16 protein-coding genes are annotated in these 15,430 nt (G+C 45.9%); all 16 read left to right on the top strand.

Annotated elements, in window-relative coordinates; all coding sequences use genetic code 11:
• Positions 1-21 precede the first annotated feature (21 nt).
• Genes fliM through HP570_RS02420 form a run of 16 tightly spaced genes read left to right on the top strand, consistent with a single transcriptional unit; the run spans position 22 to position 15,428 of the window.
• Positions 22-1,017, top strand: coding sequence for a flagellar motor switch protein FliM (gene fliM / locus HP570_RS02495; RefSeq protein WP_173624792.1), 996 nt, complete (start codon positions 22-24; stop codon positions 1,015-1,017).
• Positions 1,010-2,350 carry a flagellar motor switch phosphatase FliY gene (gene fliY, locus HP570_RS02490; RefSeq protein WP_173624791.1) on the top strand — a complete coding sequence of 447 codons (1,341 nt, stop codon included), beginning with the start codon at positions 1,010-1,012 and terminating at the stop codon, positions 2,348-2,350. The genes fliM and fliY overlap by 8 nt, the downstream gene beginning before the upstream one ends.
• 35 nt (positions 2,351-2,385) lie before the next feature.
• A complete protein-coding gene (locus HP570_RS02485) occupies positions 2,386-2,748 on the top strand; it encodes a response regulator (RefSeq protein WP_007719294.1) in 363 nt (120 codons plus the stop codon).
• The gene (locus HP570_RS02480) at positions 2,748-3,428 is read left to right on the top strand and encodes a flagellar biosynthetic protein FliO (protein WP_016743327.1); all 681 of its coding nucleotides are present in this window, start codon (positions 2,748-2,750) and stop codon (positions 3,426-3,428) included. The genes HP570_RS02485 and HP570_RS02480 overlap by 1 nt, the downstream gene beginning before the upstream one ends.
• On the top strand, positions 3,425-4,186 hold the full coding sequence (gene fliP, locus HP570_RS02475) for a flagellar type III secretion system pore protein FliP (protein ID WP_173624790.1): 762 nt from the start codon (positions 3,425-3,427) through the stop codon (positions 4,184-4,186). The genes HP570_RS02480 and fliP overlap by 4 nt, the downstream gene beginning before the upstream one ends.
• Before the next feature lie 30 nt (positions 4,187-4,216).
• Positions 4,217-4,486, top strand: coding sequence for a flagellar biosynthesis protein FliQ (gene fliQ, locus HP570_RS02470; protein WP_007719290.1), 270 nt, complete (start codon positions 4,217-4,219; stop codon positions 4,484-4,486).
• Positions 4,487-4,489: 3 nt separating this feature from the next.
• The gene (gene fliR / locus HP570_RS02465) at positions 4,490-5,272 is read left to right on the top strand and encodes a flagellar biosynthetic protein FliR (RefSeq protein WP_015891743.1); all 783 of its coding nucleotides are present in this window, start codon (positions 4,490-4,492) and stop codon (positions 5,270-5,272) included.
• Positions 5,269-6,366 carry a flagellar biosynthesis protein FlhB gene (gene flhB, locus HP570_RS02460; RefSeq protein ID WP_016743330.1) on the top strand — a complete coding sequence of 366 codons (1,098 nt, stop codon included), beginning with the start codon at positions 5,269-5,271 and terminating at the stop codon, positions 6,364-6,366. The genes fliR and flhB overlap by 4 nt, the downstream gene beginning before the upstream one ends.
• Before the next feature lie 18 nt (positions 6,367-6,384).
• The gene (gene flhA, locus HP570_RS02455; protein ID WP_173624789.1) at positions 6,385-8,427 is read left to right on the top strand and encodes a flagellar biosynthesis protein FlhA; all 2,043 of its coding nucleotides are present in this window, start codon (positions 6,385-6,387) and stop codon (positions 8,425-8,427) included.
• On the top strand, positions 8,424-9,770 hold the full coding sequence (gene flhF / locus HP570_RS02450; RefSeq protein WP_173624788.1) for a flagellar biosynthesis GTPase FlhF: 1,347 nt from the start codon (positions 8,424-8,426) through the stop codon (positions 9,768-9,770). Before flhA ends, flhF begins: the two co-directional genes overlap by 4 nt.
• A gap of 4 nt (positions 9,771-9,774) precedes the next feature.
• Complete coding sequence (locus tag HP570_RS02445; RefSeq protein WP_173624787.1) at positions 9,775-10,638, top strand: MinD/ParA family protein; 864 nt, start codon at positions 9,775-9,777, stop codon at positions 10,636-10,638.
• Positions 10,639-10,669: 31 nt separating this feature from the next.
• Positions 10,670-11,785 (top strand): protein-glutamate methylesterase/protein-glutamine glutaminase, encoded by a 1,116-nt coding sequence (locus tag HP570_RS02440; protein WP_173624786.1) that lies wholly within the window; start codon positions 10,670-10,672, stop codon positions 11,783-11,785.
• 21 nt (positions 11,786-11,806) lie between these two features.
• Positions 11,807-13,831: a chemotaxis protein CheA gene (locus HP570_RS02435; protein WP_173624785.1), complete on the top strand. Its 2,025-nt coding sequence runs from the start codon at positions 11,807-11,809 to the stop codon at positions 13,829-13,831.
• A 16-nt stretch (positions 13,832-13,847) separates the two neighbouring features.
• The gene (locus tag HP570_RS02430) at positions 13,848-14,324 is read left to right on the top strand and encodes a chemotaxis protein CheW (RefSeq protein ID WP_173624784.1); all 477 of its coding nucleotides are present in this window, start codon (positions 13,848-13,850) and stop codon (positions 14,322-14,324) included.
• 5 nt (positions 14,325-14,329) lie between these two features.
• Complete coding sequence (locus HP570_RS02425; protein WP_173624783.1) at positions 14,330-14,956, top strand: chemotaxis protein CheC; 627 nt, start codon at positions 14,330-14,332, stop codon at positions 14,954-14,956.
• A complete protein-coding gene (locus HP570_RS02420) occupies positions 14,943-15,428 on the top strand; it encodes a chemotaxis protein CheD (RefSeq protein WP_173624782.1) in 486 nt (161 codons plus the stop codon). Before HP570_RS02425 ends, HP570_RS02420 begins: the two co-directional genes overlap by 14 nt.
• Positions 15,429-15,430 lie beyond the last annotated feature (2 nt).

The raw sequence follows: 15,430 nt of genomic DNA, 5'->3' as shown, positions 1-15,430 counted from the left end.
ATAGCAAGGAGGTGACGACATATGGCCGAGGTTCTCTCACAGAGTGAGATTGATGCGCTGTTGGCCGCCCTATCTTCGGGCGAAATGGATGCCAACGAGCTGAAAAAGGAAGAAACTGAGCGTAAAGTCAAAGTATATGATTTCAAACGCGCCCTGCGATTCTCGAAAGATCAGATCCGTGGTTTAACGCGAATCCATGAAAACTACGCGAGGCTGTTGACTACGTATTTTTCAGCTCAGCTCCGTACCTTCGTGCAAATTACGGTTGCCTCCGTCGATCAATTGCCGTATGACGAATTTATACGTTCTATTCCCAAGATGACCATCTTGAACATCTTTGAAGCTCCTCCGCTGGAAGGACGAATGGTTTTGGAAGTAAATCCAAACATCGCCTATACCATGTTGGATCGACTTCTGGGAGGTCAGGGGGCGATTCCGGAAAAAATGGGCGCCCTTACGGAAATTGAAACAACGGTGATGGAACGAGTATTCGGCAAAGCGCTGGATACTTTCCACGAGGCATGGAAGCAAATCATTGAACTGGACCCATATCAGGAAGGCTTGGAGATGAATCCACAGTTCATGCAGATCGTCTCACCAAATGAGATTGTCGTGGTAATCTCTTTTAGTACCAAAATCGGAGATACAACAGGAATGATCAATCTTTGTTTGCCTCACGTGGTACTGGAGCCAATCATGACAAAACTGTCTGGACAATACTGGTTCTCCAAACAGAAAAAAACGCGAGATGAAGAAGAGCGCCTGCGAGTAGAAGAGCGAGTAAAAGTTGCGAAATTACCGATTGTTGCTGAGATGGGAACAGCTACGATTACAGTAGGAGATTTCTTGCAGCTACAAAAAGGCGATGTCATTCAATTAGATCAATCGATCGACAACAAGTTGAAAATTAAAGTTGGCGATCACGTAAAGTTCGTGGGTCAGCCAGGAACACATAAAGGAAGAGTCGCCGTACAGATTGATGAAGTCATAGAGGAGGGGGAGGAACAAAATGAGTAGAGATATGCTTTCTCAAGACGAGATTGACGCGCTGTTACGTGCGAACAACTTGGTTGAGGACGAAGAGGAAGCTGTATCGGCAGTGACCCAGGATGTTGCCGATTTTCTGTCCCCGTTTGAACAGGATGCACTCGGAGAAATTGGTAATATCTCCTTTGGGAGCGCAGCTACTGCGTTATCTACTTTGTTAAGTCAAAAGGTAGATATTACAACCCCTACTGTTTCCGTAGTCAATGTTGATGAATTGGAAAGTGAATTTCCGATTCCTCACGTGGCTGTCCATGTGGAATATACAGATGGATTCAAAGGAATTAACCTGCTCGTCATTCGCATGGAAGATGCTGCAGTTATCGCGGATCTGATGATGGGAGGAGACGGTAGACCAGCGAGCACAGAAATGTCTGAGCTTCATATCAGCGCGGTTCAGGAAGCAATGAATCAGATGATGGGTTCCGCTGCTACGTCCATGTCGACAATTTTCAACCAGTTCATTAATATTACGCCACCAGGCATTGATGTAATGGATCTGGCGCAAGGCAAGGGTGGAGACAGCTTCTCTGATGATGACAGTCCTCTGGTGAAAGTATCTTTCCGCTTAAAGGTAGGAGAACAAGGTGAACTTATCGATTCAAATATTATGCAGCTTCTTCCGCTTTCCTTTGCGAAAAAGATGATTGATCGACTGGTGGGAGGTTCAGAGGATGAAGCAGCAGCAGCGGCCCTCATAGACGAGGTGCAGATGCCTTCTCTGCCTGCTATGAGTCTGTCGGCTCCTTCTGTTCAACCAAGTGTTCAAGAACAACCACAGAGCCACGTGCCGCCTGTAGCGCAGCCGCCACAGCAACAACCGATGTATCAGCAACCGCCGGGTTACGTACAGCCGTCGATGTATCCTGACGCGTATGGACAACCAATGATGCCACCAGGCTACGCTCCGTACCCAGGTATGTATCAGCAGCCTCCAATGGCTCCGTCAACACCGCAGCATTTCGGAGGTCCAGCCGCTAACCACGCGAATGTAGTACCAGCACAATTTGCTCCACTTGGAGGTGCTCCTATGTATACAGGAGATATACAGAACTTGAACTTGCTTCACGATATTCCATTACAAGTAACAGTTGAGTTAGGTCGTACGAAAAAGCTTATTAGAGAAATCCTTGACTTGTCCGCTGGATCGATTATACAGTTGGACAAGCTGGCAGGTGAGCATGTAGACATCTTGGTGAACAACAAATTAATTGCTAAGGGTGAGGTTGTCGTCATTGATGAGAACTTTGGGGTTCGTGTTACAGACATCATCAGTCAGATAGATCGTGTTCAAAAATTACAATAAACCAATCAAGAGGGAAGTATTAGGAGGAGCTATTCATGTCTAACAAAGTTTTGATCGTAGACGATGCAGCATTCATGCGTATGATGATCAAGGAAATTCTTTCGAAAAACGGGTACAGCGTCGTAGGGGAAGCGAGTGACGGTGCACAAGCAGTTGAAAAGTACAAAGAATTGGGACCTGATCTCGTAACCATGGATATTACCATGCCAGAGATGGATGGAATTTCTGCATTGAAAGAAATTAAAAAGTTGGATCCTAACGCGCGCGTGATTATGTGCTCTGCGATGGGACAACAAGCGATGGTAATCGATGCGATCCAGGCGGGCGCAAAAGACTTCATCGTAAAACCATTCCAAGCGGATCGTGTTTTGGAAGCGATCAAAAAGACAATGAGCTAATGATGATGATCCGGAATGCAGGGGCAAGACTCATTTTAGCCTTCAGTCTGATCCTGTTGCTTTTCGTCTCCTCCCTGCCGAGTACCGCTTTTGCGGAAGGTTCAGTAGCAGATGCGTACAACCAGGGAAAAGTGCCAACTAGCAATGCGCCCGCCGGCAGTGAACAGCCGGCGGCCATTCCGGGCAGCGGAACAGGAAGTATGATCGGGTATCTGGTTCAAGTCATCTTTTCGCTTGGCTTTATTGCAGTATTGATCTTTTTATTGCTCCGTTTTCTTGGTCGACGTCAAGGGGCTCAAAGTCATGGACCGATTAAAGTGATTAGCGCAACTGCGCTAGGTAATGGCAAAACACTGCAGGTTGTTATGATCGGTGAGTCGTTGTACATAGTGGGAGTAGGAGAAAACGTTCAATTGCTTCGTAGAATCGAACCGGGTGAAGAGGTAGATTTGATTTTGGCTGACGCTGAGATCAAACCGATGAAAAGCCCATTCTCGCTAGAATGGCTTCCGTTCGGTAAGAAAAAGCAGGCAGAAGAAGAAATCTTGTTTTCTTCTGAAATGGACGGGAAAAGCTTTCAAGATCTGTTGCAAGGTCAATGGAACGACTTGAAGAATCGTCCAAACCAAACAGAACATTGGAAGAACGAGCAAGCTCAGGACAGAGGGGACCAAAAATGAAATATTTTTTGCAGGTGCTGATGCTTGTCGCAGTGTTTCTATCCGTACCTGATATGGCCATGGCGGCGCCAGTGGGGACACCGCTTGTTCCAAGCATTGATTTGAAGATAGGCGGCGGAACAGGAACACCGCAGGAGACATCGACGGCCATTCAGCTGTTACTGATTTTGACAGTATTATCTGTAGCTCCAGCGATTTTGCTTTTAATGACTAGTTTTGCGCGAATTATCATTGTCTTGTCTTTTGTAAGAAATGCGTTGGCAACTCAGCAAATGCCACCGAATCAGGTATTGATTGCTCTTGCGTTATTTATGACATTTTTCATAATGGCCCCAACGCTCGGACAAGTAAACGAAACAGCCGTGCAGCCATTTATGCAAGGAAAGCTAACGCAACAGCAGGCATTTGACGCGGCGGTCATACCCTTTAAGCAATTTATGGCAAAACAGACGCGGGAAAAAGATTTAGCACTTTTTCTGGAATACACAAAAGCCGAACGACCAAAAACGATCCAAGATATTCCTTTGAATGCGCTGGTACCTGCTTATGCCATCAGCGAATTGAAGACGGCTTTTCAGATCGGCTTTATGATATTCATTCCTTTTCTCGTAATTGATATGATCATCTCCAGTATTTTGATGGGGATGGGGATGATGATGTTACCGCCGGTGATGATTTCATTGCCGTTTAAGATTTTATTGTTCATCATGGTGGACGGCTGGTATCTCATTGTGAAATCACTTTTGACCAGTTTTTAGCGACATTCCGAATGCCTCAGGAGGTAGAGCATGACACAAGAATTACTTATGCAGATTGCCCAAAGCTCTGTTTATACCATCCTGCTGATTTCGGCACCCGCACTTGGGGTCGCCTTGCTGGTCGGTTTGATGGTCAGTGTCTTTCAGGCAACGACACAAATTCAGGAGCAGACACTCGCTTTCATTCCGAAGATCGTGGCCGTATTTGTCGTGATCTTGGCTGCTGGTCCATGGATGCTTCGGGTACTGCTTGATTTTACGATGGGGATCTTCGGTAACCTTCATCGTTTTGTTGGGTAGCATATGAATCTTTTTCTGATGTATTTACCCATATTCATGCTTGTTTTTGTCCGAATGAGTGCTTTTTTTGTAACGGCTCCGTTCTTTTCCATTCGTGGAGTACCGAATCAGTTTAAAATCGCGCTCGCGTTTATCATTGCCGTCATCAGCTTTCAATCCTTGCCCGTACAAGGCGAGATTCCAATGGATTTGACATTTGTTATGTATGTCATAAAAGAAGCGCTTGTTGGTGTCATTCTTGGTTACATATGTGAAATGATGTTTATTGCCATTCAGGTTGCCGGCGGACTGATGGACATGCAGATGGGTCTTGCCATGGCAAACGTGATTGACCCGAAAACGGGTGCGTATATCCCAGTGACAGGTAACTTCAAAAACATACTCGCTGTCTTGTACTTTTTCAGTATCGACGGGCATCACATGCTGATACGAGGTGTGATAAGCAGTTACCAGGTTATACCGGTGGACATCATGTGGGCGGCTTTCGGAAGCGAAAACGTCATGATGACAGCAGTAAAGACATTTCTAACGATGTTTACGAGTGCGTTTATGATTGCGGCACCGATCGTCGTTGCATTGTTTCTGGTTGATCTCTCTCTTGGTATTATCGCCAAATCTGTCCCGCAGTTTAATATCTTTGTGGTGGGTTTGCCCATTAAACTGCTTGCCGGCTTTTTACTACTTATCGTAGTGATGCCTGCGTTCTTGCTGACCCTGAACGGATTGTTTGGGAATATGTTCCGGGCACTTGCAGAAATGATGAAATCGCTCGGAGGATCACCATGAATCAATTGAGGCTTTCTTATCAAGTAGATCTTCAATTTTTTAATGGGGAAAAGACGGAAAAAGCTACGCCCAAGAAAAAACAAGACGCACGAAAAAAAGGGCAAGTTGCAAAAAGTCAGGATCTTTCCCCAGCCCTATCTTTGACAGCATTTTTCTTTCTGTTAATGATGCTTGGCTCTACCATGCTAGGCACCTTTCAAGATTTGATGCGGGAGTCATTGATTACATACACCACGTGGCAATTAAATGAAGAAAATTTAAAAGTCATGGTGATGCAACTCGTATTTGAAGCAATAAAAATTGTAGGACCTATCTTAGGCTTGAGTTTTCTTGTCGCGTTTGCGGTGAACTACATGCAAGTAGGCTGGCATATTAGTACAGAGCCCCTTCAAATGAAGTTGGAAAAGATCGATCCGATTAAAGGGGCAAAAAGAATTTTTTCCTTACGCTCGCTCGTAGAGCTGCTGAAGTCTTTATTAAAAATAAGCGCAGGCATATACGTCGCGTACGTCATTTTGTGGAATGCAAAGGAACAAGTTGTACAACTTTCCTTATTGTCTCTCGGAGCAGTCCTATCGTTTACTGCCGAAGAGGTGACAAAGCTGGGAATCTATCTCGGGTTATTGCTTTTCATTCTCGCGGTTCTGGACTATGCCTATCAACGTTATGAGCATGAAAAGAATCTGCGGATGTCCAAACAGGATCTCAAGGACGAGCATAAGCAAGCGGAAGGTGATCCGCTCATCAAAGGGAAGATTCGTGAACGGCAAAGAAGTATGGCCATTCGCCGTATGATGCAGGAGCTTCCCAAAGCGGATGTCATTATTACGAACCCGACCCACTTTGCCGTTGCCGTTCGCTATGACGCAAGTGCGATGAGTGCACCAACGGTAATCGCCAAAGGGCAAGACTATCTAGCATTAAAAATAAGGGAAGTAGCGAAAAAGCATCGTATCGTTACCATGGAAAACAAGCCCTTGGCCCGGGCTCTCTATAGTCAAGTTGAAGTTGGGCAACAAATTCCCGAAGAGATGTTTAAAGCGGTCGCGGAAGTTCTCGCGTACGTCTACAAGCTGCAAGGGAAAGTGAAATAAATGGAAGGAGGATAACCAGTGGGATTCAAATTTAAAGAAGTTGGTACGATCCTTTTTGTCATAAGCATTGTTGTCATGATGGTAATCCCACTTCCTTCAGCGCTTCTTGATTTGCTGTTGATTTTGAATATCTCCCTTGCATTGACCATCTTGCTTGTGTCGATGTATACAAAAGAGACTTTGGAATTCTCGATCTTTCCGACGGTTTTGCTTATTACAACACTTTTTCGACTAGCCCTAAACGTGTCGACGACGAGAAATATTCTCTCGCACGGTGAAGGCGGTAAAGTTATTGAAACGTTCGGTAGTTTTGTAGTAGGTGGTAATCAAGTCGTCGGTTTCGTCGTGTTTCTGATCTTGATCATCATTCAGTTTATCGTAATCACCAAAGGTTCTGAGCGTGTCGCTGAGGTAGCAGCACGTTTTACGTTGGATGCGATGCCTGGTAAACAGATGAGTATCGATGCGGATCTGAATGCAGGAATGATCACAGAAGCTGAAGCACGTGTCCGAAGAAAAAAGATTGAGAACGAAGCTGACTTTTATGGAGCAATGGATGGTGCCAGCAAATTCGTAAAAGGGGATGCCATCGCGGGTATTATCATTTTTATCGTAAATATTATCGGTGGTTTTATCATCGGGATGCTCATTCACGATATGAGTTTTGCCGAGTCTGCCTCTCGTTTCACTACCATGTCTGTCGGTGACGCATTGGTGAGCCAGATTCCAGCGCTTTTAATCTCGACTGCAGCAGGTATTATTGTCACGCGTTCCACTTCTGGTGATGGTCTGGGAGAAGACATTGTCAAGCAAATGTTCAGCTTTCCGCGTCTTCTCTATATCGTAGCAGGATGTATGTTACTACTGGGACTCTTTACACCGATTGGAATTCTGCCTGTGCTTCCGGTAAGTGGGATAATGGCGTTTGCAGCTTGGAAAATGGAAAAGAACCAAAAGATGCAGATACAAGAATCCGCCGATATGGTGGAAGAGCAACAAATGGAAGAAGTACGCAGTCCAGAAAGCGTCGTGAACCTGCTACAGGTCGACCCGATCGAGTTCGAGTTCGGTTATGGCTTAATCCCGCTTGCTGATGTGAAGCAGGGTGGAGATCTGCTAGATCGAGTCATTATGATTCGAAGACAAATCGCACTCGAGATGGGGATCGTTGTACCGGTTATTCGTATACGTGACAACATCCAGCTTCGACCGAATGAATACATGATCAAAATAAAAGGCAACCAGGTCGCTAAAGGGGAAATCATGCTGGATCACTATCTAGCGATGAGCCCGGGGATTGAAGATGATTCCATTGTTGGGATAGAAACCGTAGAACCTGCGTTTGGATTGCCTGCATTATGGGTAACAGAAGAGAATAAGGAGATTGCTGAGCTGTCTGGCTATACAGTTGTCGATCCTCCATCTGTTGTGGCTACACATCTGACAGAGGTTATCAAGCGACATGCCCACGAACTGTTAGGTCGCCAAGAGACAAGGGCCCTGATCGACAATGTACGGGAGACAGCACCAGTTCTCGTAGACGAGCTGATTCCAAGTCTGCTAGCCATTGGGGACGTACAAAAAGTATTGCAAAAGCTGTTGCGAGAAAAAGTCTCAGTTCGAAATCTCCACGTCATTCTCGAGGCACTTGCGGATCATGCCTTGTATACAAAAGATCCGGATGTACTGACAGAATATGTGAGACAAGCGATGGCGAGACAGATTACACTCCAATTTACGGAGCCAGGACAACCACTTCGCGTGCTTACAGCTGGAGCAGGATTGGAAAAAGCAATCTCCGAACGTGTGGAACAGTCTGAGCAAGGAAGTTATCTGGCGATGGATCCGGAAACGTCTCAGAGGATTTTCCAAAACATGTCGACTGAAGTGAGCAAAATGATCAACTCGGGTCAACAACCGATCATTCTATCATCACCAGCGGTTCGAATGTATTTGCGTCAATTAGTAGATCGAATGATGCCAGACGTTCCCGTTTTGTCGTACAGCGAGCTCGAACCACATGTTGAAGTGCAAAGCGTAGGGATGGTGAACATTTCGTGAGGGTAAAGCGTTACATTGTCGATTCGATGCCAGAAGCAATGGAAAAAATCAGAACGGACTTAGGAATGGATGCAGTGATTCTGAATTCTAAGCCGATCAAAACAGGTGGATTGTTCGGGATGTTTGGCAAACAACGAATCGAAGTAATCGCTGCTGTCGATGAAAAGGCATCCGAGCGAGAAAATTCCACAGTAGCAGCTGAACATCGAACCAACAACGTTTTGCCCAAATCGCAGACGGGTACGTACACGGCTGCTCAAGCGTATCGAAGACCGACTGTGACCAAAACATCAGAGAATCAACAAGCTGAATCAACAGGTAGGGAGCAGGTCGTAGTCGCGATGACACAAACCGCGGTTGCGACGCTTCCACAGGAAGAGATCACAGATACGAGAGCTATGCCAAAGCAAGGCGAGCCAACTGAGCAGCATGCTCCTGACACGACGTCCCAAGAAAGAGCTTTACCCGCAAGCAATCATGACGCGATTGCTACTGAAATGCGAGATATGCGTCAAATGTTTCAAAAGCTGTTGGTGCATGACTTAAGTGAGCAACTTCCTCCAGCGGTACAGTCTATTCGTGCACAGTTATTGAAGCAGGAAGTGACTGAAGAGCTGACAGCGGAAATCATTCGCAAAATAATGGAAAAGTCGCAACCGGGTGAAAAGTGGACGGAGGAAGAAGCGTTTACGGTATGCCGGACAATCATCACTTCTATGATCGAGCCATATACAGCATCATCGCCAAGGCTGGGTAAGAACGTACGGTATGCTTTCTTTTTCGGTCCGACAGGGGTAGGAAAAACAACGACGATTGCCAAGCTTGCAGCGAACAGCATGTTGAAGGAAAAGCGGAAAATCGGCTTTATCACGGCGGATACGTATCGAATGGCGGCTGTAGAACAACTGAAGACGTATGCAAACATCTTGAATGTCCCGCTGGAGGTTGTCTTTTCTCCGAGAGAAATGGCGGCAGCGATGGAGCGCTTAAGTGATTGTGACCTCATTTTTGTAGATACGGCTGGACGAAATTTTCGCAACGATGAGTACGTCGAAGGCATTCGTGAATTGCTGGAGCATGGAAAAGACAGCGTGAACTATCTAGTACTTAGCTTAAGCTCCAAATTCAATGATATGAAAGCGATCGTCCAAAATTTTGCGGAAGTTCAAGTGAAGCAAGTCATTTTTACAAAAGCGGATGAAACGAGCAGCTTTGGCACGATGTTGAATGTTTGTCAGGAGATGAATCTACAGCTCTCCTATGTAACGACAGGTCAAAATGTACCAGATGATATCGTTGTAGCTACACCCGAGCTGGTTTCAACGATGATTATGGGAGAGTAAACAGATGCGTGACCAAGCAGAGCAACTCCGTGAGAGGATGCTACAAAACAAGAAGACACGGCCGACTAGACTGGTGACAGTGACGAGTGGAAAAGGTGGTGTCGGCAAGTCCAATTTCAGCCTGAATTTTGGACTTGGTTTGATTGAGAAGGGTCATAAGGCGGTTTTGTTTGACTTGGACCTGGGTCTGGCAAATCTGGATGTATTAATGGGAATTACCCCAAAAAAGCATCTGTTTCATTTGTTAGAGCCAGATACGACTGTTTGGGACATTATCGAGCACGGGCCTGGAGGCTTAGAATTCATCGCGGGTGGTTCTGGATTTACGCAGATCATGCAGTTAGATGATGAGAAGCTTGATCGCTTATTCTCACATCTGGACCCATTGCAGGGCTATGCTGACACTATCATTTTTGATACGGGAGCAGGTTTTTCAAAAGAATCCATGAGATTCATGCTCTCCTCAGACGAGGTCATCCTTGTTACCACTCCCGAACCACCAGCGATAACGGATGCATATGCAGTCATCAAGATGCTTCACTCACGTAACCCCGCTGTTTCCATTCGATTGGTGATAAACAGGGCGTCGTCGGAGAGAGAAGGGAAAATGACGGCAGACAAGATTGCGATGGTTTCCAAACGTTTTTTGAATATGGATATTCATTCGCTTGGATATGTTTCGGATGATCCTTATGTTTCTAAAGCTGTTAAACTGCAGCGTCCTTTTCTACTTACATATCCACAATCGCAAGCTGCGAGAAGCATACGAAATCTGGTAGAGCGGTACTTGGATCGTCCGGTTACTACAGACGATTCTATCAGTGGTCTCAAAGGTTTTCTTGCGAGGTTGAGGCACTTCATACGATGAGACACAAAAGTAGGAAAGGAGCGACATTCGAATGAGCAAAATCCGCGTTCTCGTCACGGACGATTCTGCATTCATGCGTAAAGTGATTTCGGACATTTTATCTACGGATCCTGAGATTGAAGTGATTGATCGAGCCAAGAATGGACTCGAATGCATTGAAAAATGTAAAGAACTGGCGCCGGATGTCCTCACACTTGACATTGAAATGCCGGTCATGAACGGTTTGGACGCTCTGGAAAAGTTGATGAATGAGTGCCCAGTTCCGATCGTCATGTTGAGCAGTCTGACGAAAGAAGGGGCCGAAGCTACGATTCATGCGTTGGAACTAGGTGCGTTTGACTTTGTAACGAAGCCCTCTGGACCAATTTCTCTCGACATCCACAAAGTGGGCGATCGTCTCATAGAGCGCGTGAAGGCGGCGGCGGCATCGAAAGTACGTTTGAAACAGCAGATGACTCGGGTAGCCAAACCGGTATCCTCTGAATCAAAAGCAGCACCTGTTACACCGGTAACTCCAGTAATACGTACGAAAATACCGAGCCCGCCTACTGTGATGCGGTCACAAGTGGGTGGAAAGGCAAGACTGGTGGTTTTAGGTACTTCAACAGGTGGTCCTAAAGCATTGCAAAGTGTACTAACTGCAATTCCGGCGAATTTTCCGGCACCAATTGCCATCGTTCAGCATATGCCGGCAGGTTTCACAAAATCGTTAGCAAATCGACTAGACTCGTTATGCCAAATTCGAGTAACCGAAGTTGTCGATGGCGAGTATTTGGAAAATGGGACAGCGTACATCGCTCCAGGAGGCTTCCATTTCGAAGTTCGTCAAGTGAATGGGAGACTACAGGCCTATTTGCATCAAGAGGAGCCACGAGGCGGACACAGACCATCTGTCGATATCCTGTTTGAATCAGTCAGTCAATTGACAAATGTAGACAAATGGGCAATCATCATGACGGGCATGGGAAATGATGGGACTAAAGGACTAAAGCTCATGAAGGAGCTTGGCCATGTCACAAGTATTATCGAAGATGAGTCGAGCTGTGTCGTATATGGAATGCCACGAGCAGCCATTCAAGCAGGCTTGGCAGACAACGTGGCCCCATTGGAAAAGATTCCAGAGCTGTTGTGCAAGCTCTTGCACTGATTTTTGGGAGGTGGATCACCTATGGATATGAATCAGTATTTGGACATGTTTATTGAGGAGTCAAAGGAACACCTACAGGCGATCAACGCTAACTTGTTACTCTTGGAAAGTGATCCGGGCAATATTGGTCACGTCAAAGAGATTTTTCGTTCCGCACATACATTGAAAGGTATGTCGGCAACTATGGGCTATGAAGACATGGCGAGTTTGACTCACGAAGCGGAAAATGTATTGGACCTGATTCGCAATCAGAAGTTAACGATTACCAGCGACATTATGGACGCTATTTTCCAGAGTGTAGATTTGATTGAAGGCATGGTCATCGATATCACAGAAGGCGGAGACGGTTCCGCGGATGTAACCGCTATTGTAAAGAAGCTGCGAGCGATTGTAGCGGGAGACTTTTCAGCCGAGCAGGAAGTAGCAGCTACTACGATGGCTGTGGAAGCACCGCAAGAGGAAAGTACACCAGCTGAAGATCATGAGCTGGATGACTATGCCATGATGGTCTTGAAGCAGTCTCAGGAGCTCGGTAACAATGTTTTGTGGATCAAAGTGACATTGAATGAAAACTGCTTGCTTAAAGCCGCTCGCTCTTACATGGTTTTTGATCAATTGGAATCCATGGGTGAAGTGATCAAAACGAAGCCAGCTGTTGAAGATATCGAGAATGAGAGATTTGAACAATCGTTTGAAATCGCCTATGTGACGGAGCAATCGATTGAAAAAGTTCGCACTACGATTCTTAACATTTCGGAAATCCAAGATGTGACAATCGAAACGATTCAAATGAAGAGTGAAGCTCCACCTGCTCCTGTAGTACAACAGACACCAGCACCAGCTGAAAAAGGAGCAGCAGATGCTCCTCAAGCACCCGTGAAGAAGGCGACGGCTGGTGGTAAAACCATTCGTGTGGATATCGAACGCTTGGATATCTTAATGAATCTGTTTAGCGAATTAGTTATTGACCGCGGTCGTCTGGAGCAGTTGGCGCGGGAGATCGGAAAGAACGAACTACAGGAAACAGTGGAGCACATGAGCCGGATTAGTGGCGATTTGCAAAACATCATTCTGACCATGCGCATGGTACCGGTGGAGCAAGTATTCAATCGTTTCCCACGTATGATTCGTGATCTGCAAAAAGATCTGAATAAAAAAGTGAATCTGGAGATCATCGGTGCGGAGACAGAATTGGACCGTACCGTCATCGACGAAATCGGGGACCCACTCAATCACTTGCTGCGTAACTCGCTTGACCACGGAATTGAGTCTCCAGCAGATCGGAAAAAGGCGGGTAAGCCAGAAGAAGGAAAAATCGAGCTTCGCGCTTTCCACAGTGGGAACCACGTATTTATTGAAGTAAAAGATGACGGTGCTGGAATCAATAAAGATAAAGTCCTAAAAAAAGCGCTTGAGAGAGGCATTGTCAATCCTGCTATTGCAGATAGCATGAGCGACAAGCAAATCCACGAATTGCTTTTTGCAGCAGGCTTTAGTACAGCGGAAGTTGTCTCTGATATTTCCGGTCGTGGTGTTGGACTGGATGTCGTGAAGTCCAAAATTGAATCGTTGGGCGGTAGTGTCGGCGTAGATTCTGTGCGCGGTCAGGGCACGACTTTCCTCATTCAATTGCCACTTACGCTCTCTATCATTTCCGCGATGTTGGTACAAGTGAAAGATGAGAAGTACGCTGTCCCACTCAGCTCCATCATTGAGACGGCTGTATTTAAAAAAGATCAAATCATGATGGCTCACCGCCAAAAAGTGATCGACTTCCGGGGACGTGTAGTTCCGCTCGTTTCGCTGCAGGACATTTTCCAAGTGCCTGAAAATGGAGAAACGATGGAAGATGAAGTGGCAGTCGTCATCGTACGTAAAGGTGAGAAAATGGCAGGCCTTGTCGTCGATTCGTTCATCGGCCAACAAGAGATTGTTCTAAAATCTTTGGGCAAATATCTTGTGAATGTATTTGCCATTTCAGGTGCAACGATTCTGGGAGACGGTCAGGTCGCGCTCATCATAGATTGTAACTCGCTGATTAAGTAGAAGGAGGGGCAGCCACATGCTCGATCATAAAGAAGTCATTAGCGAAGTCAAAGTGATTGTCTTTCGATTGAAGGACGAAGAGTATGGCGTAGAGGTTCATCAGGTCAAATCTATTGAAAAGCTGGAGCACATTACAAGAGTTCCTCGAACGCCTAGTTTCGTCAAAGGGGTTATTAATCTGCGCGGCGTTGTGACACCGATTATTGACCTGCGCAATCGTTTTAGTCTCGAAGAAAGCGTCTATTCCGAAACCACTCGAATCATTATCGTGGCCGTAGGTGAATTGGAAGTGGGTCTCATTGTAGATGCTGCAAACGATGTTATCGATATACCAGTTGATGCGATTGAACCGCCTCCAGAGGTTGTTGGTGGTGTGGAGGCTGCTTATTTGAGAGGCGTCGCTAAGCTGGATAAACGACTGTTAATCCTCTTAAACCTTGATAAAGTTTTGAGTACTGAGGAAATCAAGCAGTTGGACGCAATTGAGGGGTAAGTAAAATGGGCGATTTTACGAAGTTTGGGGATTTCCAATTTGACGTTTTACGGGAAATCGGGAACATCGGTGCTGGTCACGCTGCCACTGCTCTCTCCAAGCTCATACAAAAAGAAATTGATATGAAAGTTCCGCAAGTCAAGATTATCGCCTTCGACGAAGTGGCAGATTGTGTAGGAGGAGCGGAAACTGTAGTAGTGACCGTCTTCCTCCGAGTAGAAGGGGATTGTCCAGGGAACATGTTTTTTATCCTTGATTTGGATTCTGCCAAGCACCTGCTCGAACAAATTACAGGAATTGATAAAGATGTGTATGAGTGGGAAGAGCTGGAGATCTCAGCGCTGCATGAGATTGGCAACATTTTAACAGGTTCTTATCTATCATCGTTAGCTGATTTTACTAGACTAAATTTACAGCCGTCTGTACCTGCACTCGCTGTAGATATGGCTGGAGCTATTCTAAGTTATGGATTAATAGCGTTGGGTCAAGCGGGTGACTTTGCCCTCACGATTGACACCGCTTTTTTCGAAGGCAACGATCAAGTAAAAGGAAACTTTTTCTTAATTCCTGATCCTGAATCGCTCCCAATACTATTTCGTTCATTAGGGGTTCCGTTCGATGGAGATTATTAAGATAGGGATGGCTGATCTTGGTGTGGCAAAGCCGCCGAGTAAGCTGCGTACTACGGGTTTAGGTTCTTGCGTAGGGGTAGTGCTCTACGATCATATCCATAAAATTGCAGGTATGGCACATGTTATGCTCCCTGAATCGTCTTTGGCTAAAAGCGGGGAGTTAACGATAGGCAAGTATGCGGACACAGCAATCCCCCATCTGATTCAGTTGATGGTGAAGGCTGGTGCGGAGACCAGACACACAGTTGCGAAATTGGCTGGCGGTGCACAAATGTTCGCATTTTTAGGGAATAATGACACCATGCGGATTGGACCTCGAAATGTAGAGGCGTGTAAACTTGCATTGAAGGATGCTCATATAAAGATCGTGGCAGAAGATACAGGGGGAAACTGCGGTCGGACAATAGAGTTAGATGCCACTAACGGGGTTCTTCAAATCAGGACCGTAAATCAAGGTGTGAAGGAAGTATAACA

It is taken from the genome of Brevibacillus sp. RS1.1, from assembly GCF_013284365.1.
GTDB classification, from domain to species: domain Bacteria; phylum Bacillota; class Bacilli; order Brevibacillales; family Brevibacillaceae; genus Brevibacillus; species Brevibacillus brevis_D.
Note: the sequence above shows the minus strand (reverse complement) of the source record. Positions and strands in the feature narration are given on the sequence as shown.

Excerpts from the sequence above, each read along its gene's own strand:
- fliM (WP_173624792.1), top strand. The coding sequence starts at position 22 with ATGGCCGAGGTTCTCTCACAGAGTGAGATTGATGCGCTGTTGGCCGCC.
- fliY (WP_173624791.1), top strand. The coding sequence starts at position 1,010 with ATGAGTAGAGATATGCTTTCTCAAGACGAGATTGACGCGCTGTTACGT.
- HP570_RS02485 (WP_007719294.1), top strand. The coding sequence starts at position 2,386 with ATGTCTAACAAAGTTTTGATCGTAGACGATGCAGCATTCATGCGTATG.
- HP570_RS02480 (WP_016743327.1), top strand. The coding sequence starts at position 2,748 with ATGATGATGATCCGGAATGCAGGGGCAAGACTCATTTTAGCCTTCAGT.
- fliP (WP_173624790.1), top strand. The coding sequence starts at position 3,425 with ATGAAATATTTTTTGCAGGTGCTGATGCTTGTCGCAGTGTTTCTATCC.
- fliQ (WP_007719290.1), top strand. The coding sequence starts at position 4,217 with ATGACACAAGAATTACTTATGCAGATTGCCCAAAGCTCTGTTTATACC.
- fliR (WP_015891743.1), top strand. The coding sequence starts at position 4,490 with ATGAATCTTTTTCTGATGTATTTACCCATATTCATGCTTGTTTTTGTC.
- flhB (WP_016743330.1), top strand. The coding sequence starts at position 5,269 with ATGAATCAATTGAGGCTTTCTTATCAAGTAGATCTTCAATTTTTTAAT.
- HP570_RS02445 (WP_173624787.1), top strand. The coding sequence starts at position 9,775 with ATGCGTGACCAAGCAGAGCAACTCCGTGAGAGGATGCTACAAAACAAG.
- HP570_RS02440 (WP_173624786.1), top strand. The coding sequence starts at position 10,670 with ATGAGCAAAATCCGCGTTCTCGTCACGGACGATTCTGCATTCATGCGT.
- HP570_RS02435 (WP_173624785.1), top strand. The coding sequence starts at position 11,807 with ATGGATATGAATCAGTATTTGGACATGTTTATTGAGGAGTCAAAGGAA.
- HP570_RS02430 (WP_173624784.1), top strand. The coding sequence starts at position 13,848 with ATGCTCGATCATAAAGAAGTCATTAGCGAAGTCAAAGTGATTGTCTTT.
- HP570_RS02425 (WP_173624783.1), top strand. The coding sequence starts at position 14,330 with ATGGGCGATTTTACGAAGTTTGGGGATTTCCAATTTGACGTTTTACGG.
- HP570_RS02420 (WP_173624782.1), top strand. The coding sequence starts at position 14,943 with ATGGAGATTATTAAGATAGGGATGGCTGATCTTGGTGTGGCAAAGCCG.